The sequence below is a fragment of the Georgenia sp. EYE_87 genome (assembly GCF_023148685.1).
GTDB lineage: Bacteria > Actinomycetota > Actinomycetes > Actinomycetales > Actinomycetaceae > Georgenia.
This window is the reverse complement of sequence record NZ_JAHXNL010000001.1, coordinates 406822-430584: the sequence shown is the minus strand read 5'-3', so window position 1 is coordinate 430584 and position 23763 is coordinate 406822. Positions and strand designations below refer to the sequence as shown.

Annotated in this window: 14 protein-coding genes; 10 read left to right on the top strand and 4 right to left on the bottom strand. The window is 73.9% G+C overall.

From position 1 onward, the window contains the following. Positions 1–48 precede the first annotated feature (48 nt). The 4 genes from KZX45_RS01900 to KZX45_RS01885 all read left to right on the top strand — a co-directional run bounded on the left by KZX45_RS01900 (position 49) and on the right by KZX45_RS01885 (position 8023). Positions 49–2028, top strand: a complete 1980-nt coding sequence (locus KZX45_RS01900) for an APC family permease (protein ID WP_248256008.1) — start codon at positions 49–51, stop codon at positions 2026–2028. Continuing rightward, the gene (locus tag KZX45_RS01895) at positions 2025–3344 is read left to right on the top strand and encodes a class I SAM-dependent RNA methyltransferase (protein ID WP_248256007.1); all 1320 of its coding nucleotides are present in this window, start codon (positions 2025–2027) and stop codon (positions 3342–3344) included. The genes KZX45_RS01900 and KZX45_RS01895 overlap by 4 nt, the downstream gene beginning before the upstream one ends. Before the next feature lie 357 nt (positions 3345–3701). After that, a complete protein-coding gene (locus KZX45_RS01890; RefSeq protein ID WP_248256006.1) occupies positions 3702–6509 on the top strand; it encodes an aconitate hydratase in 2808 nt (935 codons plus the stop codon). Positions 6510–6700: 191 nt separating this feature from the next. Continuing rightward, positions 6701–8023: a serpin family protein gene (locus tag KZX45_RS01885; RefSeq protein WP_248256005.1), complete on the top strand. Its 1323-nt coding sequence runs from the start codon at positions 6701–6703 to the stop codon at positions 8021–8023. Positions 8024–8028: 5 nt separating this feature from the next. Here the strand turns inward: KZX45_RS01885 and KZX45_RS01880 are convergent, their stop codons facing one another. Continuing rightward, positions 8029–10068 carry a prolyl oligopeptidase family serine peptidase gene (locus KZX45_RS01880; RefSeq protein ID WP_248256004.1) on the bottom strand — a complete coding sequence of 680 codons (2040 nt, stop codon included), beginning with the start codon at positions 10066–10068 and terminating at the stop codon, positions 8029–8031. Between the two features lie 128 nt (positions 10069–10196). On the opposite strand from KZX45_RS01880, the gene dxs reads away from it, so the two are divergent. The 3 genes from dxs (at position 10197) to pflA (ending at position 15603) form a co-directional block, all read left to right on the top strand. Then, positions 10197–12119, top strand: coding sequence for a 1-deoxy-D-xylulose-5-phosphate synthase (gene dxs, locus KZX45_RS01875; protein WP_248256003.1), 1923 nt, complete (start codon positions 10197–10199; stop codon positions 12117–12119). A gap of 190 nt (positions 12120–12309) precedes the next feature. Next, entirely contained in the window at positions 12310–14580 is a 2271-nt protein-coding gene (gene pflB / locus KZX45_RS01870) for a formate C-acetyltransferase (protein ID WP_248256002.1), read from the top strand. A 117-nt stretch (positions 14581–14697) separates the two neighbouring features. Then, entirely contained in the window at positions 14698–15603 is a 906-nt protein-coding gene (gene pflA, locus KZX45_RS01865) for a pyruvate formate-lyase-activating protein (protein ID WP_374112510.1), read from the top strand. On the opposite strand, the gene KZX45_RS01860 is transcribed toward pflA, so the two are convergent. From KZX45_RS01860 to KZX45_RS01850, 3 genes are all read right to left on the bottom strand, one after another. Next, complete coding sequence (locus tag KZX45_RS01860; RefSeq protein ID WP_248256001.1) at positions 15597–17729, bottom strand: 3-hydroxyacyl-CoA dehydrogenase NAD-binding domain-containing protein; 2133 nt, start codon at positions 17727–17729, stop codon at positions 15597–15599. The two genes, pflA and KZX45_RS01860, sit on opposite strands and share 7 nt — an antisense overlap. Before the next feature lie 125 nt (positions 17730–17854). Then, positions 17855–19138: an HRDC domain-containing protein gene (locus KZX45_RS01855; protein ID WP_248256000.1), complete on the bottom strand. Its 1284-nt coding sequence runs from the start codon at positions 19136–19138 to the stop codon at positions 17855–17857. Between the two features lie 153 nt (positions 19139–19291). Next, entirely contained in the window at positions 19292–19876 is a 585-nt protein-coding gene (locus tag KZX45_RS01850; protein ID WP_248255999.1) for a DUF3000 domain-containing protein, read from the bottom strand. 101 nt (positions 19877–19977) lie between these two features. On the opposite strand from KZX45_RS01850, the gene KZX45_RS01845 reads away from it, so the two are divergent. The 3 genes from KZX45_RS01845 (at position 19978) to KZX45_RS01835 (ending at position 23679) form a co-directional block, all read left to right on the top strand. After that, entirely contained in the window at positions 19978–21186 is a 1209-nt protein-coding gene (locus KZX45_RS01845) for a carboxylate--amine ligase (RefSeq protein ID WP_248255998.1), read from the top strand. 102 nt (positions 21187–21288) lie between these two features. Next, positions 21289–22608: a hypothetical protein gene (locus tag KZX45_RS01840; RefSeq protein WP_248255997.1), complete on the top strand. Its 1320-nt coding sequence runs from the start codon at positions 21289–21291 to the stop codon at positions 22606–22608. A gap of 105 nt (positions 22609–22713) precedes the next feature. Continuing rightward, positions 22714–23679 (top strand): siderophore ABC transporter substrate-binding protein, encoded by a 966-nt coding sequence (locus tag KZX45_RS01835; protein ID WP_248255996.1) that lies wholly within the window; start codon positions 22714–22716, stop codon positions 23677–23679. Positions 23680–23763 lie beyond the last annotated feature (84 nt).

Here is a 23763-nt window from a genome sequence, read left to right as displayed (position 1 = left end):
CTACCGCCGCGCGGCGACGCGGCCCACCCGGGCCTAGCATGGGCTCTCGTGCCAGACGTCGGAGGAGCGTTCAAGCGGGTGCTGGTCGGGCGCCCGATGCGCAGCGACCGGTTGAGCGTGGCCAAGCTGCCCAAGCGGTACGCCCTGCCCGTCTTCGCCAGCGACGCCTGGTCGTCCGTGGCGTACGCGCCCGACGAGATCCTCCTGACCCTCTCCCTCGCCGGCCTTGCCGCCCTCACCCTCTCCCCGTGGGTGGGCCTGGCGGTCGCCGTCGTGATGCTCACGGTCGTCTCGTCCTACCGCCAGACGGTGCGCGCCTACCCCAGCGGGGGCGGCGACTACGAGGTGGCGACGACGAACCTGGGCCCGCGGGCCGGGCTCACGGTGGCGAGCGCCCTCCTCGTCGACTACGTCCTCACCGTCGCCGTGTCGATCTCCTCGGCGGTGCAGTACCTCGCGACGGCGGTCCCCGCCGCGGCCGACGACCGCACGGGCATCGCGGTGGCCCTGGTCGCCGTCCTGGCCATGCTGAACCTGCGCGGGGTGCGCGAGTCCGGCCGGGCCGTCGCCATCCCGGGCTACCTGTTCCTCGGCTCGATCGGGCTGCTCGCCGTCGTCGGGTTCGTCCAGAACGCCGTCGGGATCCTGCAGCCGGCGGCGTCGGCGTCGCTGGAGCTGGTGCCCGACGCGGCCCACGAGCAGGGGTTGGTCGGGCTGGCCGGCGCCTTCCTGGTGATGCGCGCGTTCTCCTCCGGCGCGGCCGCCCTCACCGGCGTGGAGGCCATCAGCAACGGTGTGCCCGCCTTCCAGAAGCCCCGGTCCAGGAACGCCGCCACCACCCTGCTGCTCCTCGGGCTCCTCGGCGCGACCATGCTGATGTCGATCCTGCTCCTCGCGCGGGCCTCCGGCGTGCGCTTCGCGCAGGACCCCGCCACGCAGCTGCTGCGGGACGGCGTGCCGGTGGGCGAGGACTACGTCCAGGACCCGGTCATCGGCCAGCTCGCAGCGACGGTCTTCCACGACGTCCCGGTGCTCTTCGTGCTGGTCACCGCGATCACCGGCTTCGTCCTCGTCCTCGCGGCGAACACCGCGTTCAACGGCTTCCCCGTGCTCGGCTCGATCCTCGGCCGCGACGGCTTCCTCCCGCGCCAGCTCCACACCCGCGGGGACCGGCTCGTCTTCTCCAACGGCATCCTCGCCCTCGCGTTCGCGGCGGCGTTGCTGATCCTCGTCTTCGACGCCGAGGTCACGCGCCTGATCCAGCTCTACATCGTGGGCGTGTTCATCTCCTTCACCGTCAGCCAGGCCGGCATGGTGCGGCACTGGACCCGCCACCTGCGGGTCGAGACGGACCCGCGGGCGCGCGGGACGATGCGCCGCTCGCGCCTGGTGAACGCCTTCGGCCTCCTCCTCACCGGGGCCGTCCTCGTCATCGTCCTGGTCACCAAGTTCACCCACGGCGCGTGGGTCGCGCTGCTCCTCATGGCGGTGCTCTACGCGGCGATGAACGCGGTGCGCCGGCACTACGACTCGGTGGCGACCAAGCTGGCCGTCCCGGACGTGCGCGAGGCGAAGGCGCTGCCGGCTCGCGTGCACGGGATCGTCCTGCTGTCCAAGCTGCACCAGCCGGCCATGCGCGCGATCGCCTACGCCCGGGCCACCCGCCCGTCCACGCTCGAGGCGGTGACGGTCAACGTCTCGCCCGAGGAGACCGAGGCCCTGCGGCGGGCGTGGGAGGAGGCCGAGATCCCGGTGCCGCTGACGGTGCTGGACTCCCCGTTCCGCGAGGTGACCCGACCCGTGGTCGAGCACGTGCGGTCCGTGCGCCGCGCCTCCCCGCGCGACCTCGTGGTCGTGTTCGTGCCGGAGTACGTCGTGAGCCACTGGTGGGAGCAGCTGCTGCACAACCAGAGTGCGCTCCGGCTCAAGAGCCGCCTGCTCTTCACCCCCGGCGTCGTCATGGCGTCGGTGCCGTTCCAGGTCGACGTGGTCGACCACCTCGAGAGCAGACCGGGAGAACCCGTATGACCCCCCAGCCCGACCACCCCGCCGACCGCACGGACGAGGCGCCGGCGGCCGCAGAGGAACGGCCGGTCGTCGAGGTCGGTGCCCCGGCCCACGGCGGTCACTGCGTCGCCCGGCTCGACGGCCGCGTCGTCTTCGTCCGTCACACGCTGCCGGGGGAGAGGGTGAGGATCGCGGTGACCGACCGGCGCTCGCGCTACTGGCGCGCCGACGCCGTCGAGGTGCTCGAGCCCTCGCCCGACCGGGTGCCGTCTGTCTGGCCCGAGGCCGGCCCGGGCGGGGTCGGCGGGGGCGAGCTCGCCCACGTCGCGCTGCCCGCGCAGCGGGAGTGGAAGAGCCAGGTGCTCGCCGAGACGCTCCGCCGGATCGGGGGCCAGCAGGTGGCTGACGACGTGGCCGCCGTCACCGGAGCTGAAGGCCCCCGCGTCGAGGGCCTGCCCGGCGACGACGAGCGCGGCGGCCTGGGGACCCGCACCCGCGTCGAGCTCACGGTGACCCGGGACGGGCGGGCCGGCATGCACCGCTTCCGCAGCCACGACGTCCTGCCGCTCGAGCAGCTTCCGCTCGCCGACGGGGCGATCGTCGAGCTCGGGCTGCTCGGCACCGACTCCCCGTGGCGGCGAAGCTGGCACCCGGGAGCCCGCGTGGAGGCCGTGGCGCCGAGCGAGGGCGACCCGCTCGTGCTCGTCGACGGCGAGCCGGCCACGCCCGGCCGGCGCCGCGGCAAGGGCCCGGCCCGCCGCTCGGTTCGCGAGGTGGTGCCCTCGCCGGTGGGCGAGCTGCACTACCGTGTCTCCGGCTCGGGGTTCTGGCAGGTGCACCGGCGGGCGCCCGAGGCGCTGGTGCGCGCGGTGCTCGCCGCCGCCGCGGCCGAGCCGGGCCAGTCGGTGCTCGAGCTCTACTCCGGCGCGGGGCTGCTCTCGCTGCCGCTGGCCCGCGCCGTCGGGGACGAGGGGCGCGTCGTCACGCTCGAGGGTTCCGCCTCGGCGGTCCGGGACGCCCGGCGCAACCTGCACGACCACCCCAACGTGGCCCTCGGCACGGGGCTCGTGGAGCCCGCGACCGTGGCCGAGGGCGGGCGGGGCTGCGACGTCGTCGTGCTCGACCCGCCGCGCGCCGGGGCCGGCGCCGGGGTGATGGAGGCGATCACGGCGCTGGCGCCGTCGCGGATCGTGCACGTCGCCTGCGACCCGGCCGCGCTGGCGCGGGACCTGGCCGCCGCCCGGGCGGGCGGCTTCGTCGTCGTCGGCCTGGAGGGGCTGGACCTGTTCCCGCACACCCACCACTTCGAGGTCGTCGCCACGCTCGAGCGGCGCTGAGCTGCGCCCCGCGGCGGTCGCGTGTCGGGCGGGCCGGTCGGGCGGTGGCAGCTCGGGCGGGCGGGCGGTCCTGTGCCGAGCAAGCGGTCCGGTGCCGAGAAAGAACGTCCAGATGTTCTTTCTCGACACGAAACCTCTTGCTCGCGCCGTGGGGCGGGCGGGTGGTGGCCGGAGGCACCGCTCGAGCAGGTGCGAGTGTGCGGGCGGCCCGCGTGTCGGTGGACACACCTGGCCCGGACCAACTATCTTGATATCGAGATATCCGTGGTGCGGACGCCGTGGGACCATGTCCTGTGGACGGCCACGGTGGCCTCGCGCCACCCCGCCGCGAACGCCAGTACGAGCCGAGGAGCAGATGTGAGTACCGACAGCTTCAAGTCCAGGGGAACGCTCGACGTCGGCGGGGAGACCTACGAGATCTTCCGGCTCGCCGCGGTCGAGGGGCTGGAGCGCCTCCCGTACAGCCTGAAGATCCTCGCGGAGAACCTCCTGCGCACGGAGGACGGCAAGAACGTCACCGCCGACCACGTCCGCGCCCTCGCCGAGTGGGACGCGAGCGCCGAGCCGAGCACCGAGATCCAGTTCACCCCCGCCCGCGTGGTCATGCAGGACTTCACCGGCGTGCCCTGCGTCGTCGACCTGGCGACCATGCGCGAGGCCGTCGCCGACCTCGGCGGCAACCCCGAGCAGATCAACCCGCTCGCCCCGGCCGAGCTCGTCATCGACCACTCCGTCGTGATCGACGTCTTCGGCCGCGAGGACGCCTTCGAGCGCAACGTCGAGTTCGAGTACGGCCGCAACAAGGAGCGCTACCAGTTCCTGCGCTGGGGTCAGACGGCCTTCGACGACTTCAAGGTCGTCCCGCCGGGCACCGGCATCGTCCACCAGGTCAACATCGAGTACCTCGCCCGCGTCACCATGACGCGGGAGGTCGACGGCGTGCTCCAGGCCTACCCCGACACCTGCGTCGGCACCGACTCGCACACCACGATGGTCAACGGCCTCGGCGTCCTCGGCTGGGGCGTCGGCGGCATCGAGGCCGAGGCCGCCATGCTCGGCCAGCCCGTGTCGATGCTCATCCCCCGGGTCGTGGGATTCAAGCTCTCCGGCTCCATCCCGCCCGGCGCCACCGCCACCGACGTCGTGCTGACGATCACCGAGATGCTGCGCAAGCACGGCGTGGTCGGCAAGTTCGTCGAGTTCTACGGCCAGGGCGTTGCCGAGGTCCCCCTCGCCAACCGCGCGACCATCGGCAACATGAGCCCCGAGTTCGGCTCGACCGCCGCGATCTTCCCGATCGACCAGGTCACCATCGACTACCTGCGGCTCACCGGCCGCTCCGACGCGCAGGTCGCGCTGGTCGAGGCCTACGCAAAGGAGCAGGGCCTGTGGCACGACGCCAGCAAGGAGCCGGTCTTCTCCGAGTACCTCGAGCTCGACCTCTCCACCGTGGTGCCCTCCATCGCCGGCCCGAAGCGCCCGCAGGACCGCATCGCGCTCACGGACGCCAAGACGGCGTTCGCGGACGTGCTGCCCAACTACGTGGGTGAGCACGACCCGATCGTCGAGTCGAGCCTCGACGAGTCCATCGAGGAGACGTTCCCCGCGTCCGACCCGATCGCGTCCGGCACCAACGGCGACCACGACGGTACGGAGCCGGCCCCCCACGAGCACGCCACGCGACGCACCCACAAGCGGGTGCCGCTGACCATGGAGGACGGCCGGGAGACCGAGCTCGACCACGGCGCCGTCGTCATCTCCTCGATCACCTCCTGCACCAACACCTCCAACCCGTCGGTGATGCTCGCGGCCGGGCTGCTCGCGAAGAACGCCGTGGAGCGTGGCCTGCAGGTCAAGCCGTGGGTCAAGACCTCCATGGCACCGGGCTCGAAGGTGGTCTCCGACTACTACGACAAGGCGGGCCTCTGGCCCTACCTGGAGGAGCTCGGCTACCACCTGGTGGGCTACGGCTGCACCACCTGCATCGGCAACTCGGGCCCGCTGCCCGAGGAGGTCTCGGCCGTCGTCAACGAGAACGACCTCGCGGTCGCGTCGGTGCTCTCCGGCAACCGCAACTTCGAGGGCCGGATCAACCCGGACGTGAAGATGAACTACCTGGCGTCCCCGCCGCTGGTCATCGCGTACGGCCTCGCCGGCACCATGGACTTCGACTTCGAGAACGAGCCCCTGGGCCAGAGCAAGGACGGCCAGGACGTCTACCTCAGGGACATCTGGCCCTCCGCGGCGGACGTGGACTCGACGATCGCGACCTCGATCGACCGGGAGATGTTCACCAAGGACTACGCCGACGTCTTCGCCGGCGACGAGCGGTGGCGCGCGCTGGAGACGCCCGAGGGCGACACCTTCGACTGGCAGGAGGACTCCACCTACGTGCGCAAGCCCCCGTACTTCGAGGGCATGACCGCCGAGCCGCAGCCCGTCCAGGACATCTCGGGCGCCCGCGTGCTGGCCAAGCTGGGCGACTCGGTCACCACGGACCACATCTCCCCGGCCGGCTCCATCAAGCCGGACAGCCCGGCCGGCAAGTACCTGGCCGAGCACGGCGTGGCCCGCAGGGACTTCAACTCCTACGGCTCGCGCCGCGGGAACCACGAGGTCATGATCCGCGGCACCTTCGCCAACATCCGCCTGCGGAACCAGCTCCTTGACGGCGTCGAGGGCGGGTTCACGAAGAACTTCCTGACGGGCGAGCAGGAGACGATCTTCGACGCGTCCACGGCGTACCAGGAGGCCGGCGTCCCGCTGGTGATCCTCGGCGGCAAGGAGTACGGCTCCGGCTCGTCCCGCGACTGGGCCGCCAAGGGCACCGCCCTGCTGGGCGTCAAGGCGGTCATCACCGAGAGCTTCGAGCGGATCCACCGCTCCAACCTCATCGGCATGGGCGTCCTCCCGCTGCAGTTCCCCGCCGGCCAGAACGCCGAGTCCCTCGGCCTGGACGGCACCGAGACCTTCGACATCTCGGGCGTGACGGCGCTGAACGAGGGCACCACGCCGAGGACGGTCCGGGTCACGGCGACCAAGGACGGCGGGGAGACAGTCGAGTTCGACGCGGTCGTGCGCATCGACACCCCCGGCGAGGCGGACTACTTCCGCAACGGGGGCATCCTGCAGTACGTCCTCCGTCACCTCGTCAAGGCCGCCTGACCGTCCGGCACGACGGCGGAGGAAGGCCCCGTCCCGCACCGGGACGGGGCCTTCGCGCGTCCGTCCACCGTCCCGTTCCCCGCCCGTCCACCTCGAGCCGGCCGGTCCTGGCGCCCTGCTCCGGCGCCGATACCCGATCGTGACCCCGTAGACGACACCCCGGCGCCGGGGCCCGCCGTACGCTCGACCACATGGCACGACGCCGCCGTCGGGAGGCCACGGTCGGCCCCTGGGCCGCCCGCAACGGCGCCCGCCCCGCTCCCGTCTCGCTCGTCGCGGCGGTCGGCACGACGGCCGCTCTGGCCGCCTGCGGGGGTGCCGACGCCGGGCTCGAGGTCCGCTCCGACGTCGACCACGAGGTCGTGGCGGTCGAGGCCACCGCGGCCGTGCCGGACGCGGTCGACGCCACCACCGCACTCGGGGCGACTCTCGTGGCCGCCGGCGACCCGACGGAGAACCGCGTGATCTCGCCCGCCTCCGTGGCCGTGGCGCTGGCGATGCTGGCCGAGGGGGCCCGGGGGCAGAGCGCCACCGTGCTCGACGGCGTGCTCGGGGCGGCGGGGGAGGAGCGCACGGACGCGTACAACGCCCTGCAGACCGCCGTCCTCGAGTACGACGGCGATCCGGGGAGCGTGGACGAGGACGACCTGCCGGAGCGCCCGCTGCTCCACCTCGCCAACGCCGTCGTCGTCGACGAGGGCCGCGACGTCGAGGGGGAGTTCCTCGACCGGCTCGCCCGCGGGTACGGCGCCGGGCTGCGCGTCGCCGACCTCTCGGACGACTCGGGCAAACGGTTGCTGGACGCCTGGGTCCGCGAGCACACCGGCGGGCGCATCGACCGGTCGGCGATCCGGCCGGACCCGGACCTCGTGCTCGTCCTGCAGAACGCGGTGCTCCTCGCGGCACGGTGGCAGGACCCCTTCGTGCCGGAGCTGACCGAGGACCGGCCGTTCACCCTCGTCAGCGGGCAGGAGGTCCCGGTCCTGACGATGTCGCAGCGGGTGCTGGCAGCCTACACGGAGGTCCGGGGCGCCCAGGCGGTGCGGCTGCCCTACAGCGAGGGCTTCGCCATGGACGTGGTCCTGCCGCCGGAGGGCGCGCCGCCCAGCGTGCCCGCGGAGGACTGGTACCGGCTCGGCCAGGCGCTCTCCGGCCCGGTCGCGACCGACGTCCTGCTGCACCTGCCGACGGTCGACGTCAGGACGTCGGCCGACCTCGTGCCGCCGCTGACGGACCTGGGCCTCGGCGTCCTGTTCAGCTACCCGGACGCGGACCTGACCGGCATCGCGCCGGACCTCTTCGTCGGCGCCGTGGCGCACCAGGCCACGCTCACCGTGGACGAGGAGGGCACGGTGGCCGCGGCCACGACCGAGGTGGGCGTGACGGCCGGGTCCGCACCCGACCCGGCCGAGCCGGTGGTGATGACCGTGGACCGGCCGTTCGCCGTGCGGATCGTGCACCTCGAGACCGGCTGGCCCCTGTTCATGGGCGCGATCGCCGACCCGCGCGGCTGAGCGGGCTAGCTGGCGGCGTTCTCCAGGTTCAGCCGCGGCACGTCGCCCGCGGGCTCGAAGCCCCACACCTGCCCGAAGAAGCTGAGCTCGGCCAGGGCGGCCGCCTCGATGTTCTCCGCGCGCCGGAAGCCGTGGCCCTCCCCCTCGAACATCACCACGGCGACCGGGAGGCCCTTGGCCCGCACGGCCTCGGCCATCTGCAGCGCCTGGTTGGGCGGCACCACCTTGTCCTCGGTGCCCTGGAGCAGCACCATCGGCACGGACAGGCTGTCGGTGTGGTGCGCGGGGGAGCGGTCCCGGTAGGTCTGCGCCGCCTCCGGGTGGGGACCGACGAGCCCGAACGGGTACCGCGACTCGAACTTGTGCGTGTCGCGGGCCAGCGCCTCCAGGTCACCGACGCCGTAGCGGCTGGCGCCGGCGGTGAAGGTGTCGGTGAAGGTCAGGGCGGCCAGGGTCGTAAACCCGCCGGCGCTGCCGCCGCGGATGCCCAGGCGCGCGCGGTCCACCAGGCCCGCGTCCGCGAGGTGGCGCGCCCCGCTCTCGCAGTCCGCGACGTCGACGATGCCCCACCTGCCGTCCAGCCGCTCCCGGTAGGCCCGCCCGTACCCGGTCGAACCGCCGTAGTTGACGTCGAGCACGGCGAGCCCGCGGGTGGTCCAGAACTGCACGGCGAGCGAGAACGTCGCCCGGGCGGCAGAGGTGGGACCGCCGTGCGTCATCACCAGCAGGGGAGGCAGCTCGCCCTCGGGACCGCGGAAGCGCGAGGAGGTCGGCGGGTAGAAGAACCCGTGGGCCTCGGCCCCGTCGGGGGCCGTCCAGGACAGTGCGCGGGCGACCGAGATGTCGCCGTCGTCCAGGGTGAGCTCGCTGCTGCGGCGCAGGACGGTCGCGGGTGCCTCGGCGCGCCGGCCGACCTCCAGGACGGCCGGCGGGTGCGACGCGGAGGCCGCGACGACGACGGCGCGCCCCTCGGCGGCCGCGACCTCCTGCGGCTCCCAGCCGGCGGACCACTCCTCGAGCTCGCCGTTGGCCAGGCGCACCGAGCCGAGGTGCCAGCGGGCGTCACGCGTCCAGGCGCAGAGCAGGTGCTCGTCGTCGAGCACCGCGACCGTGCGCGGCCCGAACCGCCACTGCGGCCCGGTGAACTCCATCTCGGCGGGGTGCAGGGCGCGCGTCCGGCGCTCCCGCCCGCGGCCGAGCCCCTCGGTGCGGTAGAGGTTCCACCAGCCCGACCGGTCGTCGACGTGGACGAGGTCGCCGGCGGGCGTCCACACCGGCTGCGCGACGCTCACGCCGTCCCCTCCGGCCACCACCTCCTCGGAGGCGGGCACGCCGTCGGCCGTGAGCTCGGCCACGTGGAGCACGGAGCTGGTCCACGGCATGTGCGGGTGGTCCCACGAGATCCAGGCGAGGTGGCCGCCGTCGGGGCTGAGCGCGGGGGAGGCGACGAAGTCGGTGCCGGTGGCGACGACGGTGACCGCGGCCGGGTCCTCCGCGGCCGAGCCGTCGAGCGGGACCCGGACCAGCTCGTTGACCGGCTCCGCGGCCTGACCGGTGGGCCCGTGGTCCTCGCGCACGACGTAGACGGTCTCGCGCTCGAGGTCGACGACCGGGTCCGCGAAGCGCCAGGGCCCCGGCGGGGTGAGGGGCACCGCCTCGGGGGAGTCGGCGCCGGAGACGTGACGGCCGCGGCCACCGCCCACGCCCACGCGGTACAGGCGGCCGTCGCCCGCGTGCGACAGGACGATCACGCCGCTGCGCACGGTGTAGGCGCCGCCCCCGTACTCGTGCACCCGGGAGCGCACGTCGGCGGGCTCGCCGCCGGGCACGGCGCCGACCACGTCCTCGACCCTGCCGTCGGCCCGGCGGCGCACGAGGGCGGTGCGGCCCGCGTCCTCGGGGCGGTCCTCGAGCCAGTACACGTCGGCGCCGTCGACGGCCGGCAGGCTCAGGCCCACCGTGCGCTCGGTCAGCGTGCGGGGGCTCAGCGGTGACTCCCAGGTCCCGTACGGGGCCACGGTGCGCCCGGCGTCGTCGTCGATCATGGGCGTCACCCTACGGGTTGCGGACACCGCAGGCTCGGCCGTGCCCGGGCGCGCGACCTCGCTCCTTCGGCCCTACGGTTCTACAGTGGTGGGTCGGCGCGCGCGGGCGCGCCCGAGGAAGGAGCACCATGAGCCACCTGGAGCGCATCCGGCGCCCCGCCGACCTACGCCGGCTGAGCGCGGCCGAGCTCGAGGTGCTCGCCAAGGAGATCCGTGACTTCCTCGTGGCCTCCGTCTCGCGTACGGGCGGGCACCTGGGCCCCAATCTCGGCGTCGTCGAGCTGACGATCGCCATCCACCGGGTGTTCGACTCCCCGGCCGAGCACGTCGTGTTCGACACCGGTCACCAGGCCTACGTGCACAAGCTCCTCACGGGCCGGCAGGACTTCTCCGAGCTGCGCCAGCGCGGCGGCGTCTCCGGCTACCCGTCCCGGGCTGAGTCCGACCACGACGTCGTGGAGAACTCCCACGCCTCCACCGCGCTGAGCTGGGCCGACGGCATCGCCAAGGCCAACCAGCTGCGCGGCCTGAACGACCGCTCCGTCGTCGCGGTGATCGGCGACGGCGCCCTGACCGGCGGCATGGCCTGGGAGGCCCTGAACAACATCGCGGACGGGCAGGACCGCTCGCTGGTCGTCGTGGTCAACGACAACGGCCGCTCCTACGCGCCGACGATCGGCGGCCTCGCGCACCACCTCGACGCCCTGCGCACCACGCCGAGCTACGAGCGGGTGCTCGGCTGGGGCAAGCGCACCCTGCACCGCACCGGCGTGCCCGGCCGCGTGGCCTACGACGCTCTGCACGGCATGAAGAAGGGCCTGAAGGACGTCATCGCCCCCCAGGGCCTGTTCGAGGGGCTGGGGATCAAGTACGTCGGCCCCGTCGACGGGCACGACATCGACGCCATGGAGACGGCGCTGAGGCGCGCCAAGTCCTTCGGCGGCCCGGTGATCGTCCATGCCATCACCGAGAAGGGCCGCGGCTACACGCCGGCCGAGACCGACGTCGCGGACCGCTTCCACGCGGTGGGGGTCATCCACCCCGAGACCGGCCTGCCCGTGGCCCCGTCCCGGTTCGGCTGGACCTCGGTCTTCGCCGGGGAGATCGTGGAGATCGGACGACGGCGCAGCGACGTCGTCGCGCTCACCGCGGCCATGCTGGCCCCGGTCGGGCTCGCGCCCTTCGCGGAGGAGTTCCCCGACCGCGTCTTCGACGTCGGCATCGCCGAGCAGCACGCCGTGACCTCCGCGGCCGGGATGGCCTTCGCCGGGCTGCACCCCGTCGTCGCGCTGTACGCCACGTTCCTCAACCGCGGCTTCGACCAGGTGCTCATGGACGTCGCCCTGCACCGCGCGGGCGTGACGTTCGTGCTGGACCGGGCCGGCCTGACCGGGGACGACGGCGCCTCCCACAACGGCATGTGGGACATCGCCATGCTGCGCACCGTCCCCGGGCTGCGCCTCGCCGCCCCGCGCGACGAGGACACCCTGCGCGCCGAGCTGCGCGAGGCCGTCGCCGTGGAGAACGCGCCGACCGTGCTGCGCTACCCCAAGGGCGCGCTGCCGCAGGCGCTGCCGGCCGTGGGCCGCCAGGGGAGCGTGGACGTCCTCGCCCGTCACGGCGGCGTCCCCCGGGTGCTCGTCGTCGGGGTCGGCGTCATGGCCCACACCGCGGTCGAGGTCGGCGCCGCCCTGGACGCGCAGGGGATCGGCTCGACCGTCGTCGACCCGCGCTGGGTACTGCCCGTCAGCGACGACCTGCTCGGCCTGTCCCGCCAGCACGACCTGGTGGTCACGATCGAGGACGGCCTCGCCACCAACGGCGTCGGCTCGGCCCTGCGCGACGCGCTGGCCGCGGCGGGAACCGACGTCCCGGTCCGCAGCCACGGCGTCCCGCACGCCTTCCTCGACCACGCGTCCCGGGCGCAGCTCGTCGAGCAGTTCCACCTGCGGGGCCAGGACATCGCCCGGGAGACCGCCTCCGCCGTCGCCGCCCTGACCGGCGCGGCCGGTGCGGCGGAGAACCGGTCCGTGGAGCGCCCGGCCGGCTGAGCGCTTCTGCCGCGCGCCCGGCCGTGAGGACGGCGGCGGCGGACGTGGGGCGCCTCACCCCCGGGGAAGCGCCTGTGAGCAGGCCCATACACCGGTCCGGTCGTAGGTCCCACCTGTCCGATCCGCCCGGTTCATAGCGTGGTTCCCGAGGGGCCGCAAGGGTTGTCGGCCCGCACGAGGAGGCAGGAACATGGCCACCACGACCGTCCACCAGGCCGGGATGTCCGAGGTACCGGCAGAGCCGTGGCGGGGCTTCGCCGACGGGCCCTGGCGCAGCGCGATCGACGTCCGGGACTTCATCCAGCGCAACTACACCCCGTACACCGGTGACGCCGGCTTCCTCGCCGGGCCCACCGCGCGCACCACGCACATCTGGGACGTCCTGTCCGCGATGTTCCCCGAGGAGCGCGCCAAGGGCGTCCACGACGTCGACCCCTCGACCCCCGCGGGCATCACCGCCCACGCCCCGGGCTACATCGACCGCAAGGACGAGCTGATCGTCGGCCTGCAGACCGACGCCCCCCTCAAGCGCGCGATCATGCCCTACGGCGGCTGGCGCATGGTGGAGACCTCGCTGAAGACCTACGGCTACGAGGTCGACCCGGTGGTGAAGGAGATCTTCACCAAGTACCGCAAGACCCACAACGCCGGCGTCTTCGACGTCTACCCGCCCGACGTGCGCAAGGCCCGCAGCGCCCACATCATCACCGGCCTGCCCGACGCCTACGGCCGCGGCCGCATCATCGGCGACTACCGCCGGGTCGCGCTCTACGGCGTCGACGCGCTCATCGCCGGCAAGAAGGCCGAGCGGGCCGAGCTCGACACCCAACGCTCCGTCGAGGACGTCATCCGCGACCGCGAGGAGAACTCCGAGCAGATCCGCGCGCTCGGCGAGCTCAAGGAGATGGCCGCCTCGTACGGCTACGACATCTCCCGCCCCGCCGCCACGGCCCGCGAGGCGATCCAGTGGCTCTACTTCGCCTACCTCGGCGCCGTGAAGGAGCAGAACGGCGCGGCCATGTCCCTCGGCCGCACCTCGACCTTCCTCGACGTCTACGTGCAGCGGGACCTCGCCGACGGCGTGCTCACGGAGTCCGAGGCGCAGGAGCTGATCGACGACTTCGTCATCAAGCTGCGCATCGTGCGCTTCCTGCGCACCCCCGAGTACGACGAGCTGTTCTCCGGGGACCCCACGTGGGTCACCGAGTCCATCGGCGGCATGGGCCAGGACGGTCGCACGCTCGTGACGAAGAACTCCTTCCGCATGCTCCAGACCCTGTACAACCTGGGCCCGGCCCCCGAGCCGAACCTTACGGTGCTGTGGAGCGAGCACCTGCCGGAGGGCTTCAAGAAGTTCTGCGCGCAGGTCTCCATCGACACCTCCGCCATCCAGTACGAGTCCGACGCCCAGATCAGCGCCGCGTGGGGCGACGACTCGGCGATCGCCTGCTGCGTCTCGCCGATGGCCGTGGGCAAGCAGATGCAGTTCTTCGGCGCTCGGGTCAACCTCGCCAAGGCCCTGCTGTACGCCGTCAACGGCGGGCGGGACGAGAACAGCGGCGCGCAGGTCGGCCCCGTGACCGAGCCGGTCAGCGGCGACGTCCTCGACTACGACGACGTCCTGGGCCGCTACGACGTGCTCCTGGACTGGCTGGCCGCGACCTACGTCGACGCCCTGAACTGCATCCACTACATGCACGACAAGTACGCCTACGAGCGCCTGGAGATGGCGCTGCACGACAAGGACGTGCTGCGCACCATGGCCTGCGGCATCGCCGGGCTCTCCGTGGCGGCGGACTCCCTGTCCGCCATCCGGTACGCCACGGTGCGCCCCGTGCGCAACGAGGACGGCCTCGTCGTCGACTACCTCATCGAGGGCGACTTCCCGATGTTCGGCAACGACGACGACCGCGTGGACTCCATCGCGGTGACCCTCGTCGAGCGGTTCATGGCCAAGATCCGGGCCCTGCCCACCTACCGCGACGCCGTCCACACCCAGTCCGTCCTGACGATCACCTCCAACGTCGTCTACGGCAAGCACACCGGCAACACCCCGGACGGGCGCCGCTCCGGCGAGCCGTTCGCCCCCGGCGCCAACCCGATGAACGGCCGCGACACCCACGGGATGCTCGCCTCCGCCCTCTCGGTGGCGAAGCTGCCCTACGACGAGGCGCAGGACGGGATCTCCCTGACCAACACCGTCGTCCCGTCGGGCCTGGGCCGGACCGCCGACGAGCAGGCCACCAACCTCGTCGGTCTCCTCGACGCGTACACGGGCTCCGCGGGCTACCACATGAACGTCAACGTCCTGAACCGGGACACCCTCTACGACGCCATGGAGAACCCCGAGAAGTACCCGCAGCTGACCATCCGGGTCTCCGGCTACGCCGTGAACTTCGTGCGGCTGACACGCGAGCAGCAGCTCGACGTCATCTCCCGCACCTTCCACGGCACGCTGTGATCCGTCGGCTCCCCGCCCGGGCCTGACCGTCGGGCGGGGAGCCACCCGCCGACCACCCCGCCCGCCCGACCACCCCGTCCCGACGCACCGCCGGCCCGCCAGCCACCAGGAGGAACGATGACCGCCACCCCGGGCGCACCCGCCACCGGCGTCGTCGCCCCCGACGGCATCAACGGCTTCTACGAGCCGGTTCCGGAGGACAACGTCCCCCGTCTGCGCCGGGCCGCGGGCACGGCCGGGATCGACGTCGCCCCGGAGATGACCCACGCCGAGCACGTCGCCGCGGTGCGGGCCGGGGAGATCGGCTCCATGCACTCCTGGGAGCTCGTCACCGCGGTGGACGGCCCGGGCACCCGGCTCACCGTCTTCCTCGCCGGCTGCCCGCTGCGCTGCCTGTACTGCCACAACCCCGACACGCTGAAGATGAAGGACGGCGAGCCGGTCGCCGTCGACACGCTCCTGGCGCGGGTGCGGCGATACCTGCCCGTCTTCCGGGCCACCGGCGGCGGGCTGACCGTCTCCGGCGGGGAGCCGCTCATGCAGCCCGCGTTCCTGGGCCGCCTCCTCCGCGGCGCCCGGGAGCTGGGGGTGCACACCACCATCGACACCTCCGGCTTCCTCGGCACCCACGCGTCGGACGCCCTCCTGGACGACGTCGACCTCGTCCTCCTCGACATCAAGTCCGGGCTGCCCGGGACGTACCGCCGCACCACGGGCCGCGAGCTCGGGCCGACCCTCGAGTTCTCCCGGCGCCTCGCGGACCGGGGGAACGCGATGTGGATCCGCTTCGTGCTCGTGCCCGGGCTGACCGACGCGCCCGAGAACGTCGCGGCGGTGGCCGACCACGTGGCCACCCTTCCCACCGTGCAGCGGGTCGAGGTCCTGCCGTTCCACCAGATGGGGCGGGACAAGTGGGACCGGCTCGGCATGACCTACGAGCTCGGGGACACCCCCGCGCCCGACGCGGCGCTGGTCGAGCGGGTGCGGGACCAGTTCCGGGACCGCGGGCTCACGGTCTACTGAGCGTCCCGCGGCAGGCTCGCCACGCCCGGCTCGTGGAACCGTGAGCCGGTCACGGCCTCGGCCGCGCCGGTCCGGTCCAGGTACGGGGTGATGCCGCCGAGGTGCAGCGGCCAGCCGGCGCCCAGGATCATCGCCAGGTCGACGTCCTGCGCGTCCCGGGCGACGCCCTCGGCGAGGAGGAGCGCGGTCTCCTCCGCCAGGGCGCGGCGGACCCGGTCGAGCAGTCCGTCCGCCTCCAGGGGTTGCGCCGTCCGGCGGGACCCGAACAGCTCACCCACCGTGACGTCCACCGGCGACGTGGCGCTCGGCCGGCCCTCGCCGAGGACGAGGCTGCGGCCGGACTCGACGACGGCGGCCAGGCCGGGCGACTCCGGGTAGCGCTCCCCGAGGTCGTGGCGCAGCGACTTCAGCACGTGCAGGGCGACCGCCGGTCCCACGAGCTGCAGGAGCTGGAACGGCCCCATCGGCAGGCCCATGGGCCGCAGGGCCGCGTCGGCGTCGCGGACCGAGGTGCCCTCCTCCAGCGCCCCGAGCACCTCGCCCAGGAGGCGGATCAGCAGGCGGTTGACCACGAAGCCGGGTGCGTCGGCGACGGCGACCGCGGTCTTGCGGCAGGCCTGCGCGACGGCGAACGCGGTGGCGTACGTGGTCTCGTCCGTGCGCCCGGCCCGCACCACCTCGACCAGGGGCATCACCGCGACGGGGTTGAAGAAGTGCAGGCCGACCACCCGCTCGGGGTGGCGCAGGTGCTCTGCCATGGTCGAGACCGACAACGCCGAGGTGTTCGTCGCCAGCACGGTGGTCGGCGCGACGACGTCCTCGAGCTCGGCGAGGACGCGCTGCTTGACCTCCATCTCCTCGAAGACCGCCTCGATCACGAGGTCGGCGTCGGCGAGGTCGGCCAGGTCGGCGGTGGCGCGCAGCAGCGGGCGCAGCCGCTCGGCGTCGTCGCCCGCGAGGCTGCCCCGGGCGACCTCACGGTCGATCTGGGCGTGCACGGCCGCCAGGCCCTTCTGGGCCCGCGCGTCGTCGAGGTCGCGCATGGTCACCGGCACCCGCAGGGACCGGGCGAGCAGCAGGGCCAGCTGGCCGGCCATGAGCCCGGCGCCGGCGACGCCGACCGAGCGGATCGTCCGGGGCTCCACGTCCACGGGACGCCCGGCCGGGTTCTTCGCGCGCCGCGTCAGCAGGTCGAACGCGTAGAGCCCGGCGCGCAGCTGGTCGCTCATCACCAGGTCGACGAGCGCGTCGTCCTCGAGCGCGAAGGCCTCGGCGCGCGGCAGCGTGCGGGCCGCCGCGACGGTCTCGAGCGCGCGCAGCGCCGCGGGCGCCCCGCCGGCGGCGCGGGCCTCGGCGAGCGGGCGGCGTGCCTGGACCGCCGTCGCCCACCCCTCCTCGGACAGCTGCCCCCGCCGGGTCGGGGCCACCTCGCCGGCGACCACGGAACGCAGCCAGGCCAGCGCCGGCGCCAGCGCGTCGGCGGGACCGTCCGCCGCGGGCAGCACGACGTCGAGGATGCCGGCGCGCAGGGCGTCGGCCGGGCGGAGCGTGCGGTTGCCGCGGGCGGGGTTGTCGACGATGACGGTCAGCGCCGCGTCGGGGCCGATGAGCCGCGGCAGCGTGGTGCAGCCGCCCCAGCCAGGCAGGAGCCCGAGGTGGGTCTCCGGCAGGCCGATCGCGCGCACCGCGGGGTCGGAGGCCCGGTAGTCGCAGGCCAGCGCCAGCTCCAGACCGCCCCCGAGGGCCGCGCCGTTGAGGTACGCGAGCGTGGGCACCGGCAGGTCGGCCAGCGCACCGACCACGCGGTGGCCCGCCTCGGCGAGCTCGCGGACCTCGGCGGACCCGGTGGCCGCGCGGATGAGGTGGAGGTCGGCACCGGCGAGGAACGTGCGACCGGTCCCGGTGAGGACGACGGCGCCGATCTCGCCCGCAGCGGCCCGCCGCCCGGCGTCGTCGACGGCGCGCTGGAGGTGCGCCAGGCCCGCCGGACCGAGCGTGCAGGGGCGTTCGCCGCCGTCCTCCGGTGCGAGGGTGAGCACGAGGACGACCCCGAGGTCGGGGACCGCGACGTCCGCGGCTCGCACGACGGTGACGCGCTCGGTGTACGACGGGGAGGTGGTGGTCACGGCGCTCTCCAGATAGACGGCACTGTCGGTATCGGGTACTTCCGCAGACCCTATCCGAGAGAACCGGTCCGGTGCTCCGGACCCGCGCCGTCCGAGCTGTCCGGGCGGGGACCGCACCCGCGCCGTCAGGCGGTGCGCAGGGCCTTGGTGAGCGGCTCGGCGACCTGCGCCACCTGCCACGGGCGGGCGCCGAGGGCGCTCAGCCGGTCGGTGACCTGCCCGATGCTGGGCCGGGGCTTGACCTCCCACGCGAGTTGGCGCTGGACGGCGGGGGAGAGGAGGTTCTCCTGAGGGAGGTGCAGCTGCTCCGCGAGCGCGCGCACGCTGGTGCGCACGGCGTCGAGCCGGACCGCGGCGTCGGGGTTCTTGTCCGGCCACGATCGCGGGGCGGGCAGCTGTCCCGGCACAGACTCGGCCCGCCGGGCGGGCAGCTCGGACTCGGGGAGCGCGAGCGCGCGCGCGACCGCCGCGAACCAGTACGGCGCGTGCCGGCGGGTCCCCTTGCCGGAGAACTCCTTCAGGCGGGTCAGCTCGTCCAGGGACCGCGGCTTCGCCACGGCCGCCGCGACGATGGCCGCCGCGGGCAGCACGCGGCCGGGCGCGCGGTCCCGCCGGCGGGCGAGCTCCTCCCGCGCCTCCCACAGCTCGCGCGCGACCGCCAGGCCGCGCAGGTCCCGCACGGCCTGCAGGCCGGAGGTCCGGCGCCACGGGTCGACCCGGGGGGCGGCCGGGGCCGCGGTGCGCACGTGCTCGAACTCCTCCAGCGCCCAGCCGAGCTTGCCCGCCTCGTCGAGCTGCGTCGACAGGACCGCGCGCAGCTCGACGAGGAGCTCGACGTCGAGGGCCGCGTAGCGCAGCCAGGACTCCGGCAGCGGCCGCGTGGACCAGTCGGCGGCGGAGTGCTCCTTGGCCAGCGCGTAGCCGAGGTTCTCCGCGACGACGGCGGCGAGCCCCACGTGGGCCCGGCCGAGCAGGCGCGAGGCGAGCTCGGTGTCGAAGAGCGCCGCCGGGCTCAGCCCGAGCTCGCGCAGGCACGGCAGGTCCTGGTCCGCCGCGTGCAGCACCCACTCGGCCGGGTTGACGACGGCGGCGAGCTCGCCGAGGTCGGGCAGCACGGTGGGATCCAGCAGGACGGTTCCGGCGCCCGGGCGGCGCAGCTGGACGAGGTAGGCGCTCTGCCCGTACCGGAAGCCGGAGGCACGCTCGGCGTCGACGGCGAGGGGGCCGTTCACCGCCGCCAGCCGCGCCGTCGTCTCGGCCAGCGCCTCCGGCGTGGCGGTCACCGGGGGCACGCCCTCGGCAGGCTCGGTCAGCGGCACGGTCGCCGGTGCCTCCGCCGTCGCGACACCGTCCTCGCCGGGGGAGAGCCCGGTGACGAGGTGGTCGCTGGCGTCGATGGTGTCAGGCACGGCGTCAACGGTACGACGGCGGGGGCGTTGCGCGCCCGCGGCGCGCGGCCGGGGCTGCACACCGGGCGGGACGCCGGGCGGGACGCCGGGCGCTGCGCACCGGGCGGGACGCCGGTCAGCTCGCCGGGTGCTGCGCGCCGGGCGGGGCGCCGTTCAGTGCCGCCGGTTGAGCGAGGTGACGTTCTCGGGCAGCGGCTCGAGGCCCGCGGCCTGGCAGGTCAGCGCGGCCCAGGCCCGCAGGTGGGGGCCGAGGTCGGGCGTCGTCGGCGTCCAGGAGGCGCGGACCTCGATCTCCACCTCGCCGCCGCGCAGCTCCAGCCCGCCGAACGTCTCCGACAGGACCCGGGTCACGGTGCCCGAGAGATGGTGGTAGCCCGCGCCCGCCTCCGTCAGGGCGTCCGTCAGCCAGGTCCAGCCGACCTCGCCGAGCAGCGGGTCGGCGCCGAGCTCCTCCTCGAGCCTGGCCTTGGCCAGCACGATCACGCGGAAGGTGCCGTGCCAGGCCTCCTGGCCGGCGGGGTCGTGGAGCACGACGAAGCGGCCGTGCCCCAGCATGGCGTCCGGGTCCATCGTGCGCGGGGCGGCATTGACCTCCCCGGTCAGCGCGAGGGCGTAGGGCGCGATCCGGGTGGGGGCCGGGACCTCCTCGAGGTGCAGCTCCGGGCGCAACCGATGACCCCGCAGGCTCAGCAGCGCGGTCTCGAAGTCGGGCGGTGCCACCGCCTCGTCACCGGTCACGCCCTCAGGCTAGGCCGCCGCGCGCGGTCGCGGGGGCAGGCCGCGCCCGACGCGCCGGGCGGCACTATGCTCGCCGGGTCCGCACACCTTTTGGAGCAGCTTTGGCCGACCGCGCCACCCCCGTCCGTCCCATCATCCTCGGCGGCGACATCGGCGCCTACGCCACCGCCCGCACCTTCCACGAGACCTACGGGGTGCGTTCGGTCGTCCTCGCCGGGGTGGCCACCTGGGCGGTGACCGGGTCGGTCGCCGTCGACCACCGCGTCGTGACCGGCCTGTCCGACCCCGACCTTCTCGTGGCCTCGGTCCGCGACGTCGTCGCGGAGGAGCCGGGGACGACCCACCTCGTCCTGGGCAGCGCGGACTGGCTCGTGGACGCCCTCGTGACCCACCGGGACCGGCTCCCCGGCGTCGTCGTCCCCTACGCCGGGTCCGAGGCCATGGCGCAGGTGACGGACAAGGGCACCTTCACCGCCCTGTGCGAGCAGCTCGGCATCCCGGTGCCCGCGACGGTGGTCCTGCGGGCGGCGGACGGCCCGGCCGCCGCGGCCGGGCTCACCTTCCCGGTCGTGGTCAAGGCGGCGTCGACGACGGCGTACCACGCCGTGGACTTCGTCGGGAAGAAGAAGGTCGACCGTGCCGACGACGTCGCGGAGCTCGGGCAGGTGCTGGCCAGGATCGCCGCGGGCGGCTTCGGCGGGGACCTCCTGGTCCAGGAGCTCGTGCCGGGCGGCGACGCCGAGATGGCCGCCGTGAACCTGTTCTTCGACGCCGACGGGGTGTGGCGCTTCGCGCAGTTCGGCCGGGTGCTGCTCGAGGAGCACACCCCGGGGGCCCTGGGGAACTCCGTCGCGCAGGTGACGGGCGTCAACGCCGAGGCGGTGGACCAGGCCCGCCGGCTGCTCGAGCACGTGGGATGGCGCGGCTTCGCCAACGTCGACCTCAAGCGCGACCCGCGCGACGGCGTCTACCGATTCCTCGAGGTCAACCCCCGGGTGGGGCGCAGCGGGTACGCCGTGACGGCCTCCGGTCACGACATCTCGCGCATGTACGTCGAGGCCTTCGTGGACGGCCGGCCGGCCGAGCCGCTGGTGAGCTCCGCCGAGCACCTCTTCCACGTGGTGCCGCTGCCCCTGGTGCGCCGGTACGTCAGCCGCGCGGACGCCGCCCTGGCGCGCCGGCTGGCCCGGGCCGGGAGGGCGACGAACCCGCTGATGTACCGCGCCGAGCGGAACCCGCGGCGCTGGGCGAACATCGCCGCCGCCCAGCTCAACCAGTTCCGCAAGTTCGCCCGGTACTACCCGCGCTGAGCCGTCACGGACGCCGGCGGCCGCTGGACCGATATGCCATTGTGATCCTGAAGCCGTCCGATTCTCCTGCCACCGGCCGGCGTGTGCTCCTACGATCCGGCCGTGGTGCTGGAGCTGGCGTTGACCGCCCCCTTCGTCTTCGTGGTGCTGTACGTCGTCACCACCTGTTTCGACGTCGTCCGGGACCGCGCAGACACGCGCGCTCTGGCGCGTGCTCGCGCCGGTCGACGGGTCCCTGTCCCGGTGGTGGTGCTGGCGGACGGGCTGCGCCGGGGCCGGGCCGTCCGGGACGGCGAGGATGTGCGCATCCACGGGCGGTCGGTGTCCGTCGTGCTGGACAGGGCGGAGGTGGCGGCGTCGACGGTGCGTCGCGGCCAGCTCGACGACAACCCGGTGCGGTGGTGCGAGCTTCGCGGCTTCGTGGACGAGTCCGGCAGCCCCGTCTTCGTCGGCCCCCCGGAGGCGTGGGAGCCGGCGTACGAGGCGCTCGTCCAGGGGCCCGCCGCACGGGCGGGGCGCCTCCAGGTGCTGCGGGCCGCCGTCCCGCGCCCGGTCGTCGTCGCCGGTGGGGTCGCCCTGGCCGCCGCCCTGGTGCTCCAGGCGATGTGGTGGACCGGGCGCGACGACCTCGCGGCGGTCGCCGTTGTCGAGGCCACGGACTCTCCGGGCGCATACAAGGCCCTCAGCGTCGTGACGGCTGGTGGCGCCGTCGCGCTGCTCGCGGCCGGGCTCGGCACCGGCGTGGGCCGTGCGCGCGCGTCGCAGAGGCGGCTCCGGGCCATGCGGCCGGAGGCTCACCAGCAGGCGGGTGTCAGCCCCGCGCAGATCCGGGCGATGACCTTCCGCGAGCTCGCCCGGCGCGTCAGCACGCTGGAGGGCTGGGCCGACGAGGCTCACCGCGCTCCACCGGCACCGACGGGACGGCAGGTGGTGGCTGACGCCGCACGGTCCCCGGTCTGGTGGTTCGCGCTCCCGGCGGTCGCCCTCGCAGTGCTGCCGGACGACATGCCCGGCCTGCTGCGCGCCGCGATCCTGGCGGCCGCCGTCGTGATGGTGCTCCGCAAGGTCCACCTGACCCTGCAGGTGTGGCGTGGCTGGCGCGACGTGGCCGACGAGCCCGTGACGAGCGAGTGGGACTACGTCCTCGTTCGCGGCCCCGTGAACGAGTGGCACCTCTTCCTTCTTCTCGGCGAGACCCCACACTGGTCGGTCACGCTCGGCGAGGCACGCCACCCGAGGGCCGAGGGCCGGTGCGGCGTGCGCGGGGAGCTGGGAGACGGAGAGGACGTCCGGCTGGTGATCGAGGGCGAGACCTGGATCCCGGACAGCCCGTTGACGCGCGAGGACGCCGAGTCCCGCAGACAGCTCCGGCAGGACCTCGCGGACCAGCTCCAGATCCTGACCGCCGGTGGTGAGCGATGAGGGCATCGGCTGGGTCGAGCCCCGCGTGTGATTAACGGAACGTGTTTGTTGCGTATATCTGAGTTAGGGTCTCCTTCGTTAGGTAACCCTTCCTCAGGAGAACACGTGAGCAGCACCTCGCGCCGGGCCGTCGTGGCCGTCGGCACCCTCGCCCTGGCCACCGCCCTCGCGGCCTGCTCCGCGTCCACCGCCGACGACGCCACCGGCAGCACCGCCGGCGACGCCGGGACGGTCACGGTCGAGCACGCGCAGGGCAGCACCGTGGTCCCGGCCGACCCGCAGCGCGTAGTCGTCCTCGACATGGGGGTCCTCGACACCCTCGACACCCTCGGGGTGGACGTCGTGGGCCTGCCCAAGGCGAACGTTCCGTCGTTCCTGAGCGAGTACGAGTCCGACGAGTACATCGACGTCGGCACCCTGCAGGAGCCGGACTACGAGGCGCTCGCCCGCCTCGACCCGGACCTCGTCATCGTCGGCTTCCGCTCGGCGGCCGCCTACCCCGAGCTGGCGGAGAGCTTCCCGACCGTCGACGCGACCTTCGAGTGGAGCGGTGACTACCTCGCGAACTTCGGCGAGAGCGCCACGATGGTGGGCGAGATCTTCGGCAAGGAGGCGGAGGTCGAGGCCGCCCTGGCGGACATCGAGGCCAAGGTCGAGGAGATCCGGCCCGTGGGCGAGGCGGCCGGCTCCGGCATGGTGCTGATGACCTCCGGCGGCGAGGTCACCCTCAACGGGGCCGACTCCCGCTTCGGACTGATCTACTCCGAGCTGGGCGTGACGGAGGCCGACACCGGCGTCCAGGCCGCCGACCACGGCGAGGCCGTCTCCTTCGAGCTGATCCGCGACGTGAACCCCGACTGGATGTTCGTCGTCGACCGCGACGCCGCCATCGGCGAGGCCAGCGGCCAGGCGGCCCAGCAGGTGCTGGACAACGAGCTGGTCACCTCCACCACGGCCTGGCAGCAGGACCAGGTCGTCTACCTCGACGGCGAGCGCTGGTACGTCGTCATGCACGGCCTGAGCAACGTGCCCGCCATGCTGGACGAGATCGGGACGGCGCTGGCGCGGTGACGACGGCGGACCCGGGGCACGGACGGGGCGCCGCCACCGCGACGGCGACCCGCCCTGGCCCGCACCCCCTCGCCGCAGCACGGG

Excerpts from the sequence above, each read along its gene's own strand:
- KZX45_RS01895 (WP_248256007.1), top strand. The coding sequence starts at position 2,025 with ATGACCCCCCAGCCCGACCACCCCGCCGACCGCACGGACGAGGCGCCG.
- KZX45_RS01885 (WP_248256005.1), top strand. The coding sequence starts at position 6,701 with ATGGCACGACGCCGCCGTCGGGAGGCCACGGTCGGCCCCTGGGCCGCC.
- KZX45_RS01880 (WP_248256004.1), bottom strand. The coding sequence starts at position 10,068 with ATGATCGACGACGACGCCGGGCGCACCGTGGCCCCGTACGGGACCTGG.
- dxs (WP_248256003.1), top strand. The coding sequence starts at position 10,197 with ATGAGCCACCTGGAGCGCATCCGGCGCCCCGCCGACCTACGCCGGCTG.
- pflB (WP_248256002.1), top strand. The coding sequence starts at position 12,310 with ATGGCCACCACGACCGTCCACCAGGCCGGGATGTCCGAGGTACCGGCA.
- pflA (WP_374112510.1), top strand. The coding sequence starts at position 14,698 with ATGACCGCCACCCCGGGCGCACCCGCCACCGGCGTCGTCGCCCCCGAC.